Genomic DNA, 11,854 nt, shown 5'->3' with positions numbered 1-11,854 from the left:
ACGTTTACCATCCCATAATGCGTGACCAGACGCGCGGCTGGTCGCTTTCTGCCTGCCACACCTGATAATGCTGATGCATGGCGGCGGTGGCGCAGGCGTGGTTGGGCAGGATACGCAGACGAGAACCCACCGGAAAATCCGCTGGTGTCAGCGTACCGTTCTCAGGCAGGCTGATGATGCCGTGTTCCTGATTGGTGGTACTGAGGCATACATCCAACGGGGCACCCTGCATATCGCAAACCAGCCCATAACCATAATCGACCGGCCCCGCCGCGGTGCCGCGATCGCGTGACATCGCCATCCAACCGGCATCAACAAACACCCAGTTCTTTGCCGCGTTATGGCCGATCACGGTGGTTACCACCGACAGAGCAATATCCTGCTTCTGACATACCCCCACGTTATGCATCACCAGATCGAACATGGTGAAGACCCCGGCACGCACCTCGCTGATGCCCTCCAGCTCCTCGGCATAATGCGCGGTCGGCGTTGCGCCAACGCTGAGAATCGGGCAGACAATGCCCGCCGCCCGCACCCGCTGTGCCGCCAGACGAATGGCGTCACACTCCGCGCGTGCAGCAGCGCGAATCGCTTCTTCGCTACGGCAGTTGTAAGATTCACCGGCATGGGCCATCAGTCCGGCGACGGTCGCACCGTTTCCTTCCAGTTGCTGCGCCAGTTGTAACAACGTCTCGCTGTCAGGTGGAATACCGCCGCGATGGCCATCACAGTCGATTTCGATAAACACCGAAAAGGTCAGTTGCTGCTGGCGGGCGAACTCGGTGACCGCCTGGGCTTGTTCTGGCGTATCCAGCAGAATATGTAGCTGGACACCCTGACGCATCAGCTGCGCCACACGCGGCAATTTATGCGGCGCAATCCCTACCGCATACAACAGGTTGCGGTAACCGGCAGCGGCAAAGCCTTCCGCTTCTGCCAGGGTGGACACGGTGGCAGGATGGTCCTCCTGCGGCAACAGATACGCGGCAGCCTCCACCGAACGCAGCGTTTTCAGATGCGGTCGCACCTGGCTACCCAGCTGCGCCACGCGCTGGTACAAACGGTCGATATTGCGTTGATAACGCGCTTCATCGATCAATAAAAATGGGGTTTCAAGTTGCGTAAGCCACTCGGGAAGCGATTTCACACACGTCTCCTGCGCGATTAGTTAGCCAGCAAGGTGCCGAAACGACTGATATCGACGTTACCACCACTGATTACAATGCCAATGCGTTTCCCACGGAAACGCGCTTTATCGGCCCGCACCGCGGCCAGCCCCAGGCAGCCGGTCGGTTCCACCACCATTTTCATGCGCTCGGCAAAGAAACGCATTTCCGCGATCAGCTGTTCATCACTGGCAGTGAGAATATCGTCGACCAGGCTTTGAATCAGCGGGAAAGTGTAACGACCAAGATATTGGGTCTGTGCGCCATCGGCGATGGTCTTGGGCGTCTCGATGCGGATGATTTTTCCGGCGCGTAACGACTGCTGTCCGTCATTTCCGGCTGCGGGTTCCACACCATAAATAGTGATACCCGGACTGAGATGACGTGCTGCCAACGCGCTGCCTGCCAGTAATCCGCCGCCGCCGAGTGGTGTTAACAGCACATCCAACGGGCCGGTCTGCGCCAGCAATGCCTGAGTGGCGGTACCCTGTCCGGCGATCACATGTGGGTGATCATAAGGAGGGATCAGCGTCAGGCCGTGTTTTTCCGCCAGATCGCGACCAATCTGTTCCCGGTCTTCGCTGTAGCGATCATACGTCACCACCTGAGCGCCATAGCCTCTGGTCGCGGCCAGTTTGGCCGCCGGGGCATCCAACGGCATCACGATGGTGGCTGGAATGCTGAGTAATTTTGCCGCCAGCGCGACACCCTGCGCATGGTTGCCGGAGGAGAACGCCACCACCCCGGCTTTACGCTGCTCGGGGGTGAACTGTAATAACGCGTTGAGGGCACCGCGAAATTTAAACGCTCCCATGCGCTGAAAGTTTTCACACTGGAAGAAAACTTCGGCCTCTAACGCCTCGTTCAGACTGCGCGAGGTCATGACCGGCGTCGGGTTGATATAAGGCTGGATACGCTGTGTGGCGGCTGCGACGTCATCATAAGTCGGCAAAGTAAACTCAGTCATGCGGTTAACCTTTTAGGTGAAGGACTTTGCATTGAAATGACAAAATATATAAAATTAGACAATTAATCTAGCCATTTTGGAGAGCCACGATGCCCGATCAGCAAAATGCCTTGCTGCTGGCGCAGCTGACCACCATCGCCGAAGGACTGAGCGCCACTTTTGCCCCGTTTTGCGAGGTGGTGGTGCACGATTTACAAAATCCAGAACACTCCATTCTGGCCATTTATAACAATCTTTCCGGACGGGAAGTCGGTGAACCGACTACCGAACTGGGTCTGGCGCGTATTGCCTCGCCGGAATTTCCTTCGCTTCTGACAAACTATGCGAATCAACTGGCTGACGGACGTCCGGTAAAGAGCACCTCGATTGGTCTGAAAGATGCCGAAGGGAACTATGTGGCGGCGCTGTGTCTGAATGTTGATATGACGCTGTTTCGTGGTATGCAAAGCGCACTGGCACAGTTCACCCAGATTGCCACCCGCGATATTACAGAGCAGTTGGAACCGGCAGGCACAGAAGCTTTACGGCAGCGGATCGAACAGTTCGCCGCGCGTCTGGCGACCACGCCGCGCGCGTTAAAAGCGGCCGATCGTAAGACGCTGATGCAGGAACTGCGCACCAGCGGTTTACTTGAGGTAAAGCGATCAATGGAGGTGATTGCACAGCAACTGGGCGTTTCGCGTGCTTCGGTGTATCTCTACGCCAAAGAATAACGACTATTTTCTGCCGGGTAGCGATACACACAGTAATCCGGCAGCAATCAACCCCACTCCGGCGAGGCTGCTCCAACGGAATGGCTCGTCAAACATCGGCAACGAAATCGCGGCAAGCCAGACCAGCACATAACTGATGCTGAGTAAGGGATAGAGTCGGCTCAGCGCCAGGTGACGCAATGCCAGCATCCAGCACAGCATCGACAATGCGTAGGCACTTAAACCGATAAACAGCAAGATCAACGGCAACGGTTGCTGCCAAAGTTCACCGTCAAAGATGGCCTGCCACCCGGGAAAATGCAGCATCCCGGCGCGCAACAGGAGTTGCGCCAGCGACACCAACATCACGCTGCATAACGCCAGTCCATACCCTTTCATAAGTGGCTTCCCATCAGGGCAACGCCTGCAACAATCAACAGCGTGCCGATTATCTGCCGCAGGCTAAAACTCTCGCGCCAAATCAGCCGGGCAGCCAGCGCCACCAACACGAAATTGAGACTGAGCATCGGATAAGCGACGCTAACGGGCACCAGACGCAACACCACCAGCCACAGCAGCATCGCGAGACCAAGCAGCAATATACTCAGCGCGATCCACATCAACAGGCGCGCTTTACCTTCGCGCCTGCCGATCCAGGCCGCCTGCTTCTGACACAACTGCGCGGCACAACTCAGCAGGCTTACCAGCAGGATCAGGAGAAGATTCATGGCTGCTGATCGTAGCCGTAATACAACAGCCGTCCCTGACGATAAACAAAATCAGGTTTCGGCAGGCGTGCATCCGGGTTTGTACCGGTCGAAGACATGATCATGGTCAGTGACACCTTGCCCTGTTTGCGATGCTGTGCCAGCCAGTCGGCAAAGGCATCCGCAGAGACATAGCGATGCGCGGCATCGGGATAGCTCAGACCATATCCCACTTCACCCTTGCGTTCATAGAACAGAATATCAGCGCGCTTCATCTCCCAGGCCACCGCAGACGCAATGCCGGGATCATTCGCCAGGATATAGCGACTGTCAGCCAACTGCCCGGATACCGCCGCCACGAAGTTTTGTGGTTGTTTGCTGTCACGGACCCGATCCGGGATAGCAAAACCAATCACCAACGCCAGTACCAACGGGCATAAGGCAGCCAGTTGCCAGTTTTTCTGACTCAGAGCACCAAACAATGTCCAGCCGCCAAACGCCAGGATCCCAAGCATCAGTTTGTAATGTTCAGTGACGCCAAATGGCGGACGATGCGCCAGCCCCCAGGGAGCCAGCACCACCGCTAGCGCCACGGCGGCAACGCCACCAAAAAACATATTGATCCACGCGTTGGCCTTCATGGCTTTGATCACCTGCGGCGTCATGCTGTGAGCATAGTGCGCCATCAGCAGCGCCAGCGGGGCAAAGCACGGCAGGATATAGGTCGGCAATTTACCTTTCGCAATGCTGAAAAACAGCAGCGGCAGCAACGTCCAGCTGAGTAAGTAGCTCAAACCAGGCTGCTGTCCACGCTGACGCCAGCCCTGAATCAACGATCCTGGTAACAATCCCAACCACGGCAACGATCCCGCCAACAAAATCGGCAGGTAATACCAGAAAGGAGCTTTGTGCTGAGCATCCGACTCGGCAAAACGTTGAATATGCTCAACCCAGAAGAAATAGTGCCAGAAATCCCCCTGCTGATGATAAATCGCCAGCGACCACGGGGCACTCGCCAGCACCGCCACCAGCACCGTCAACGGGCCAAAACGTAACAGCTCACCAAAGCGGCGTTGCGCTACCGCCCACGGCACAATCGCCAGAACCGGAACGGCCAACGCCAGAAAGCCTTTGGTCATAAAGCCCATAGCGCAGGCGATACCGAGCAAGACATAGCCCAGCAAACGCTGACGTGACGTGCTGGCCTGCACAGCCAGGTAATAGCTCGCCATCGCGGCCACCATCCATAGCGTCAGCATCGGATCGAGTACCGCATAGGTGCCTACGCCGTAGACCAGCAGCGAGGTCAGAAAGATAATACTGGCGCTTAACGCCACCGTACGGCTGGCAAACAGGCGGGTACCCATCCAGAACACCAGCAGCGCGGTAAGGGTGGTGCTGAAAATAGACCCCACGCGCACGGCAAAATTAGTGTGACCAAACAACAACTGTCCGAAGTCATTGATCCAGTAACCGGCAATCGGTTTTTCAAAATAACGCAGACCGAAAAAATGCGGCGTCACCCAGTTACCGTTGGCGAGCATTTCACGGCTGATCTCCGCATAGCGGGTTTCATCAGGTTGCCATAAGGCGCGGAATTCAATAGGGATAAGGTAGTAAAGCGCAAATACAAACAGCAGCAGCGCTGTTTTAGTACCAGTTCGCATCCGTGGTTACCTGTATTGTTGTTGCTGGCAGCCGAGCCAGCCTTCACGTCCGGGGATCTGTCCGCGTACGACGTTGCCGATGGGCAGTGTATTGAGATCTTCAGGCAATAACTCACTCAGCGGGCAAAATTGAATGCCCTGTTTTTCCGCCCGGCTAAGCAATTGGCTAAACGCCTGATGTCCGACAATCCCTTCCACCTCGGCATGAATGGTATAAACCGCCATTTCGTCGGCCTGACTCAGCTGATTAAGCAAAAAGTCGTTGAACTCGTGGACACTCACCCTGGGACCAACCACCTCGTCCCAGGTGGGTAACGTGACCGGAATCTGCACCGTTCCCAGGCTGCCGTCACTCAGGCGCGGCAGAAAGGGGCCGGTACCCCGGCAGTCGCTGTTATAGCGGAAACCGAAGCGTTGTTTAGCCTCAACAACCCGGCCATCAGCACGCCATCCGGCCACAGCCGAACAGGTGACAGTGTCACCTATGATTACCTCCAGCGCCTGCTTACCCCGGGCAATTTCCTCTATCAACCGCTGCTCCGGCCAAACCCCCGCCCAGGTCTGCCAGGCAAAGTGGTCCCAGGCGTGCAGACCCACTTCGTGGTGATCGGCAGTGGCGCTGATAATCTCCTCCAGTCCACGACCGATCTCCTTACCCGGCCAGGCCGTACCGGCCAGCAGGATATCCCAGCCATATAAGGAGGCAGCGCGCGAGCGCAGCATCTTCCAGAGAAAGCGCGGCTTTAGCAGGCGCCACAAGTGACGCCCCATGTTGTCCGGCCCGACGCTGAAAAAGAAGCTGGCCTGCACCTGATGCAGGCTGAACAGCTCCAGCAGCGCGGGTACGCCTTGTTGCGTACCGCGCCAGGTGTCGACATCAACGCGCAAGCCGACTTTTTTCATCATTGCTCAACCTGTAACTCGACGGTGCGCAGGAAGAAATCCAGCGTGTTGTCGATGGTGGTATCCATCTGCACTTCCGGTGTCCAGCCCAACAAGCGACGGGCGTTTTTGATTGACGGTTTACGGTGCTCAACATCCTGGTAGCCTTTGCCGTAATAGCTGCTGCTCTCCACTTCGCGGAAACCGGCAAACGGCGGGAACTGATCACGCAACGGGTGGCGCTCGAAACTTGCCAGCAACTTCTCAGCCAATTCCTTAATGCTGGCTTCGTTTTCCGGGTTACCGATATTGATGATCTGGCCGTCGCAGTTGTTCTGCTTGTTCTCGATAATGCGGAACAAGGCTTCAACGCCATCACGGATATCGGTAAAGCAACGTTTCTGCGCCCCGCCGTCAATCAGTTTGATCGGCGAGCCTTCAACCAGGTTAAGAATCAACTGGGTGATGGCGCGTGAGCTACCGATACGCGCGGCGTTGAGGTTATCCAGACGCGGTCCCATCCAGTTAAACGGACGGAACAGCGTAAAGCGCAGACCTTCTTTTTCACCGTAAGCCCAAATCACCCGATCCAGCAGTTGTTTGGAAACGGAATAGATCCAACGCTGTTTGTTAATTGGCCCCACCACCAGGTTCGAGTTATCTTCATCGAAATGGCGGTCGGTACACATGCCATAAACTTCTGATGTCGATGGGAAAATGATGCGTTTTTTGTACTTCACGCAGTCACGGATGATTTTAAGGTTCTCTTCGAAATCCAGTTCGAACACGCGCAGCGGATTGCGGGTGTACTCAATCGGCGTGGCGATGGCCACCAGCGGCAACACCACGTCGCATTTCTTGATGTGATATTCAATCCATTCCGAGTGAATGCTGATGTCACCTTCAACAAAATGAAAACCCGGATGGCCGAGGAAACGGCTGATGGCATCGGAACTGATGTCCAGGCCGTAAACTTCAAAATTATCATCCTGCAACAGACGTTCGGTCAGGTGGTTACCGATAAAACCATTCACGCCGAGGATCAGCACGCGCGTACGACGTTTTACGGCGGCGACCGGTTGTGAATACAACAGCGCGCTGGGCACCATACCGAGGCTGAGAGCCAACTGGCTGCCATTCATATAGACGCCGTTATCGCTCTGGCCAGTGACCACTTCCAGCGCGCCATCTCCGCAGGCTATCAGGAACGGATCGACGGATAACACCGTACCCGGTTTTGAACCATGAGCGGTTGGGTGCACACGCCCTTTCCAGACGATAAATTTCACCGTTCCGGCATAGGCAAACGCCCCCGGCCAGGGATCGGTCACTGCACGTACCAGGTTATTGATCTCGGTCGCCGGACGCGACCAGTCAATACGGCCATCTTCCGGCGTGCGACGCCCTACCACCGTGGCATCGTTATCATTCTGCGGGACAGCCCGAATTTCACCGCGCTTCATGGCAGGCAAGACGTCTTCCAACAATTGTGCCGCGCTCTGTACCAGTTTGCGATGCAGCGTCAGCACGTTGTCCTGCGGGTCAATCGCTACAGGGGTTTGTGCCACGATATCGCCCGCATCCGCACGCTTCACCATACGATGCAGCGTCACACCGGTTTCGGTTTCGCCGTTGACCAGCACCCAATTCAGCGGCGCGCGGCCACGGTATTTCGGCAGCAGCGAACCATGCAGGTTGTAAGCACCAAGACGGGCGCAATTGAGGATGGCGTCACTCAGCAGGTTGCGATAATAGAAGGAAAAAATAATCTCCGGTGACATCGCTTTGATACGATCGATCCACAACGGATGATTCACATCATCCGGGGCATACACCGGGATGCCCTGCTCTGCGGCAATGCGCGCCACTGAGCCAAAAAAGTGATTTTCACCGGCGGTATCGGGGTGCGTGAAGATGGCACTGATCTCGAAGCCAGCCTGTAGCAGCGCATTAATGCCGGCACAGCCCATGTCATGGTAGGCGAAGACGATGGTTTTCATTGTTCAATTTCCTGTACAGATGCATTTTTATGCGAAGGGATAACACGTTGAATAAAGTAGCGAGGGCGGGCACGGACATCGTTGTAAATACGGCCGATATATTCACCCAGCAGACCCATACCGACGAACTGTGCGCCGATAAACATAAACAGCACGGCGAACAGCATAAACACACCATCACCGGCCCAGGCTGCACCGAGGAATAAGCGCAGCACCACCAAAATCAGTGAGAAGGCAAAACCAGCCAGCGCAATCACACTTCCCACCACGCTTAACAAACGCAGCGGCGTGGTGGTCAGGCAGGTCACCAGGTCGAACATCAGGTTGATCAGGCGCATAAAGCTATATTTCGAATCACCAAATTCGCGCTCCGCGTGTTTCACCGGTAGCTCGATGGTGCGTCGGGCAAACGTATTTGCGAGGATCGGGATAAAGGTGCTGCGCTCATGGCAATTCAGCATGGCATCAACAATGTGGCGACGGTACGCACGCAGCATGCAACCGTAATCACCCATAGCTTTGCCGGTAACGCGTTGAATAAGTTTATTAATCAGGCGCGAGGCGCGACGACGAAACCAACTGTCCTGGCGATTCTGGCGTACCGTACCGACCACGTCATAGCCCTGCTGCGCTGCCGCCACCAGATTAGGGATCTCTTCCGGCGGATTTTGTAAATCAGCATCCAGCGTAATGATGAGGTCACCGGTGACATGGCTGAAGCCCGCCATAATTGCCGAGTGTTGGCCGTAATTGCGATTCAGCAACACCCCCACCACATGACTGTCGGGCATATCGGCGGCATCAGCAATCATCTCGCCGGAACGGTCACTGCTGCCGTCATCTACCAGCAAAATTTCATAATCCAGTTTGAACAAGTCGCAAGCGGCATGGGTACGACGTACCAGCTCAGGCAGACTCTCTTCTTCGTTGTAGACCGGGATCACCACGGACACTTTACGAATCGGTTTTTCTTCCAGCATTTCAGCCTCCGGCCAGCGCGTGCAGCGCTTTGACGACACGGGTAACGTCGTCATCGGTCATATCAGGGAACAGCGGAATGGAGCAGATACGGTCGCTGTTCCATTCGGTATGAGGTAAAGAAAGTTGCGGGTATTGCTCGCGATAATATTTGTGGGTATGCGCCGCGCGGAAATGCAGGCCAGTACCGATGTCTTGTGCTTTTAACGCTTCCATCAATCCATCACGGCTGATGCCGCATCGGGCTTCATCCACACGAATGATGAACAAATGCCAGGCATGCTGGTGCGCCCAGCTGGGCAGCGACAATGGCAGGAAAGGTGTATCGGCCAGTTCGGTCAGGTAACGCTGAGCAATCGCACGGCGGCGTGCGTTGATGGCATCCAGTTTTTGCAATTGCACCAGCGCAATCGCGGCACTGATATCCGGCAGGTTGTATTTGAACCCCGGGGTAATGACCTCGGCCTGCGGGCGGCGACCGTGGGTGTGGCGATCGTAAGCATCCACACCTAAGCCATGAAACTTGAAGCTGCGAATGCGATCGGCAAGCGCGGCATCATCAGTCACCACCACGCCACCCTCAGCACAGGTGATATTTTTAATGGCGTGCAGGGAAAAGATCGCCGTGCCGCGTTGCCCGACCTGATGACCTTTGTAGTGTGTACCCAGCGCGTGGGCCGCATCATCAATGATCGCGATACCATGCTTTTCCCCCACGGCACGAATCGCATCAATATCGGCGGGTGCACCCGCATAATGCACCGGAATAATGGCACGGGTGCGCGGCGTAATCGCGGCTTCCACCTGCTCCGGCGTCACCATCAAGGTATCGCGGTCGATATCAATCATCACCGGCGTTGCGCCCATCAAGGTGATGATGTTGAGGGTGGAAACCCAGGTCTGCGACGGCGTAATCACCTCATCGCCCGGCTTAATTCCCAGCGCCATCAGCGTCACATGCATTCCGGCGGTGGCAGAACAGACGGCAACCGCGTGCTGATTGCCGGTTAACTGGCAAAAGGCTTGTTCCAGTGCGGCGTTTTGTGGCCCGGTGGTGATCCAGCCAGATTCAAAAACCGCTTTGACTGCTGCTAACTCGTCTTCGCCCAGTGACGGGCGCGAGAACGGAAGAAAGGACATAAATTAGATTCCTTAATGTTTAAGGCCTTTTGCTTAAAATTGGCTGGTTAGCTGCCAGAATTATCTAGTGTAAACAACGTTTTTCACGGGCAATCAATCTCATTATTATCTGCATAAACACTTAGTACAGCATGATGAACTAATCAAATTTTTCTCACATTTTGAAAGCATTAGACACATTGGGTTGTTTCGCTAAAAAACAAAATACGGCGGAAAACTTAACGGAACATTAAATGACACGAAGAAGTGAGACTGTTTCTGTCTGGTGTTGAGGATTGGTAGAACATCACGGCAGATATTCTGGTTGACGGGGATATGCCTCTTTGATGCGGGATTCACAATCTTTAATTCCCTGCAAATCCTGAAATTAAAGGATTAACTATACTCTTCTTAAGGGAAAACTAAGGTAATGGCATTATGCTGATTTACTTAGTTTTTTACTTAATTTCAGGCATGGAGGTGAACTGTGAAAACTGAAAATGACCGTCTCTCGCAGGCCGCACTGCGCCGTCATCATATTGGCATTAAAACCAAAGGGTTACGCTTTCGTGGGGCGCTCTATGTCTTCCGCTATAACGCCGGGCATTATGATGTTTTCCTGAATAACGCGTACGTGATGCAGCTTGAAACCAGCAACGTGCAGGAAGCGATCCAGATGTTTAAGCGTCAGCAGTAATTAAATAGCGCGCGACTAATCGCAATAAAATCAGACAACTGCCCTACACCCGCAAATTTATGAATGCAGCACTGAAAACTTTGTGCAACTTGTTGTAATGGCTCATTTACCCTCGCCTTGTTTATCTCTGCCGGCATAAAGTATCCGGAGAATACTGCGAGGATATACACATGGAATGGTGTTATTGGTTGATGCTGGGCCTGAGCATCGGCAGCTTTATTAATGTCGTGGTCTATCGTTTGCCGCTACGATTAATGCAACCGGATCAACAACTGAGCTTGTTGTTTCCCCCATCACACTGCCCGAATTGCCTTAATTCGCTCCGCTGGCGCGACAATATTCCTCTCTTAAGCTGGATGTTGCTACGGGGTAAATGCCGCAATTGCCACCAACCGATAAGCATAATTTACCCATTGATTGAATTGCTTATGGCTGTCATCAGTCTGGTTCTGAGCAAATTTTTACCGGATATCCCTTTGTTGTTGGCGACATTATTTTTCTGTGGCTCCTTGTTGGCATTGTCGCTCATCGATATCCGGTACTATTTATTACCTGATGCCGTCACGCTGCCGTTATTGTGGGTCGGCTTATTATTACACTGTCTGGCGCTTATGCCCGGTTCGCTGACGGATGCGGTGCTGGGCGTGGTGATTGGGTATATCTCACTGGCGGGGCTTGCACATGGCTATCACTGGCTGCGCCACCAGCACGTACTGGGAATGGGAGATGCGAAATTGCTGGCGGCGATCGCGGCCTGGACAGGCTGGGAGGCTTTACCGATTGTGCTCATTATTGCCTGTAGTAGCGGCATTTTATTTGCCTTAATTTCCAGAATTTTGTGGCAGCAACGCCTGAATCAGGCCATCGCTTTTGGCCCGTGGTTATCGCTCGCAGGCATAAGTCTTTTTATTCACTCGATTATTTAATACGCACGTCATACAACCACATTAAAATAATCGGACAATTCTTCAGCAAAGCC

12 protein-coding genes are annotated in these 11,854 nt (G+C 54.4%); 3 read left to right on the top strand and 9 right to left on the bottom strand.

The genetic code is table 11. The features are described from left to right. Nucleotides 1-4: 4 nt before the first annotated feature. On the bottom strand, nt 5-1,147 hold the full coding sequence (locus tag AC6I8R_RS21810; protein ID WP_415175490.1) for an alanine racemase: 1,143 nt from the start codon (nt 1,145-1,147) through the stop codon (nt 5-7). Between the two features lie 17 nt (nt 1,148-1,164). Next, on the bottom strand, nt 1,165-2,133 hold the full coding sequence (locus AC6I8R_RS21805) for a threo-3-hydroxy-L-aspartate ammonia-lyase (RefSeq protein ID WP_208726510.1): 969 nt from the start codon (nt 2,131-2,133) through the stop codon (nt 1,165-1,167). A gap of 89 nt (nt 2,134-2,222) precedes the next feature. Between AC6I8R_RS21805 and AC6I8R_RS21800 the strand changes: the two genes are divergently transcribed. Next, nucleotides 2,223-2,846, top strand: coding sequence for a helix-turn-helix transcriptional regulator (locus AC6I8R_RS21800; protein ID WP_415175492.1), 624 nt, complete (start codon nt 2,223-2,225; stop codon nt 2,844-2,846). Between the two features lie 3 nt (nt 2,847-2,849). On the opposite strand, the gene arnF is transcribed toward AC6I8R_RS21800, so the two are convergent. Genes arnF through arnB form a run of 7 tightly spaced genes read right to left on the bottom strand, consistent with a single transcriptional unit; the run spans nt 2,850 to nt 10,199 of the window. Further along, complete coding sequence (gene arnF, locus AC6I8R_RS21795) at nt 2,850-3,224, bottom strand: 4-amino-4-deoxy-L-arabinose-phosphoundecaprenol flippase subunit ArnF (protein ID WP_415175493.1); 375 nt, start codon at nt 3,222-3,224, stop codon at nt 2,850-2,852. Further along, nucleotides 3,221-3,553, bottom strand: coding sequence for a 4-amino-4-deoxy-L-arabinose-phosphoundecaprenol flippase subunit ArnE (arnE, locus tag AC6I8R_RS21790; protein WP_497832892.1), 333 nt, complete (start codon nt 3,551-3,553; stop codon nt 3,221-3,223). The genes arnF and arnE overlap by 4 nt, the downstream gene beginning before the upstream one ends. After that, on the bottom strand, nt 3,550-5,199 hold the full coding sequence (gene arnT, locus AC6I8R_RS21785; RefSeq protein WP_415175495.1) for a lipid IV(A) 4-amino-4-deoxy-L-arabinosyltransferase: 1,650 nt from the start codon (nt 5,197-5,199) through the stop codon (nt 3,550-3,552). Before arnT ends, arnE begins: the two co-directional genes overlap by 4 nt. Nucleotides 5,200-5,205: 6 nt before the next feature. Further along, nucleotides 5,206-6,102 (bottom strand): 4-deoxy-4-formamido-L-arabinose-phosphoundecaprenol deformylase, encoded by an 897-nt coding sequence (gene arnD, locus AC6I8R_RS21780; protein ID WP_497833057.1) that lies wholly within the window; start codon nt 6,100-6,102, stop codon nt 5,206-5,208. Next, complete coding sequence (gene arnA, locus AC6I8R_RS21775) at nt 6,102-8,081, bottom strand: bifunctional UDP-4-amino-4-deoxy-L-arabinose formyltransferase/UDP-glucuronic acid oxidase ArnA (protein ID WP_415175496.1); 1,980 nt, start codon at nt 8,079-8,081, stop codon at nt 6,102-6,104. Before arnA ends, arnD begins: the two co-directional genes overlap by 1 nt. Next, nucleotides 8,078-9,061 carry an undecaprenyl-phosphate 4-deoxy-4-formamido-L-arabinose transferase gene (arnC, locus tag AC6I8R_RS21770; protein ID WP_497832891.1) on the bottom strand — a complete coding sequence of 328 codons (984 nt, stop codon included), beginning with the start codon at nt 9,059-9,061 and terminating at the stop codon, nt 8,078-8,080. The genes arnA and arnC overlap by 4 nt, the downstream gene beginning before the upstream one ends. Before the next feature lies 1 nt (nt 9,062). Further along, the gene (gene arnB / locus AC6I8R_RS21765; RefSeq protein WP_415175497.1) at nt 9,063-10,199 is read right to left on the bottom strand and encodes a UDP-4-amino-4-deoxy-L-arabinose aminotransferase; all 1,137 of its coding nucleotides are present in this window, start codon (nt 10,197-10,199) and stop codon (nt 9,063-9,065) included. A 466-nt stretch (nt 10,200-10,665) separates the two neighbouring features. Between arnB and AC6I8R_RS21760 the strand changes: the two genes are divergently transcribed. Then, nucleotides 10,666-10,875, top strand: coding sequence for a hypothetical protein (locus AC6I8R_RS21760; RefSeq protein ID WP_415175498.1), 210 nt, complete (start codon nt 10,666-10,668; stop codon nt 10,873-10,875). Nucleotides 10,876-11,066: 191 nt separating this feature from the next. Further along, nucleotides 11,067-11,801, top strand: coding sequence for a prepilin peptidase (locus AC6I8R_RS21755; protein WP_497833056.1), 735 nt, complete (start codon nt 11,067-11,069; stop codon nt 11,799-11,801). Nucleotides 11,802-11,854 lie beyond the last annotated feature (53 nt).

The sequence above is a fragment of the Pantoea sp. X-Soil-OKNW-713 genome (assembly GCF_059730685.1).
The sequence above is the reverse complement of the archived record's forward strand: the minus strand, read 5'-3'. Positions and strand labels throughout refer to the sequence as shown.

Excerpts from the sequence above, each read along its gene's own strand:
- AC6I8R_RS21805 (WP_208726510.1), bottom strand. The coding sequence starts at position 2,133 with ATGACTGAGTTTACTTTGCCGACTTATGATGACGTCGCAGCCGCCACA.
- AC6I8R_RS21800 (WP_415175492.1), top strand. The coding sequence starts at position 2,223 with ATGCCCGATCAGCAAAATGCCTTGCTGCTGGCGCAGCTGACCACCATC.
- arnF (WP_415175493.1), bottom strand. The coding sequence starts at position 3,224 with ATGAAAGGGTATGGACTGGCGTTATGCAGCGTGATGTTGGTGTCGCTG.
- arnE (WP_497832892.1), bottom strand. The coding sequence starts at position 3,553 with ATGAATCTTCTCCTGATCCTGCTGGTAAGCCTGCTGAGTTGTGCCGCG.
- arnT (WP_415175495.1), bottom strand. The coding sequence starts at position 5,199 with ATGCGAACTGGTACTAAAACAGCGCTGCTGCTGTTTGTATTTGCGCTT.
- arnD (WP_497833057.1), bottom strand. The coding sequence starts at position 6,102 with ATGAAAAAAGTCGGCTTGCGCGTTGATGTCGACACCTGGCGCGGTACG.
- arnA (WP_415175496.1), bottom strand. The coding sequence starts at position 8,081 with ATGAAAACCATCGTCTTCGCCTACCATGACATGGGCTGTGCCGGCATT.
- arnC (WP_497832891.1), bottom strand. The coding sequence starts at position 9,061 with ATGCTGGAAGAAAAACCGATTCGTAAAGTGTCCGTGGTGATCCCGGTC.
- arnB (WP_415175497.1), bottom strand. The coding sequence starts at position 10,199 with ATGTCCTTTCTTCCGTTCTCGCGCCCGTCACTGGGCGAAGACGAGTTA.
- AC6I8R_RS21755 (WP_497833056.1), top strand. The coding sequence starts at position 11,067 with ATGCTGGGCCTGAGCATCGGCAGCTTTATTAATGTCGTGGTCTATCGT.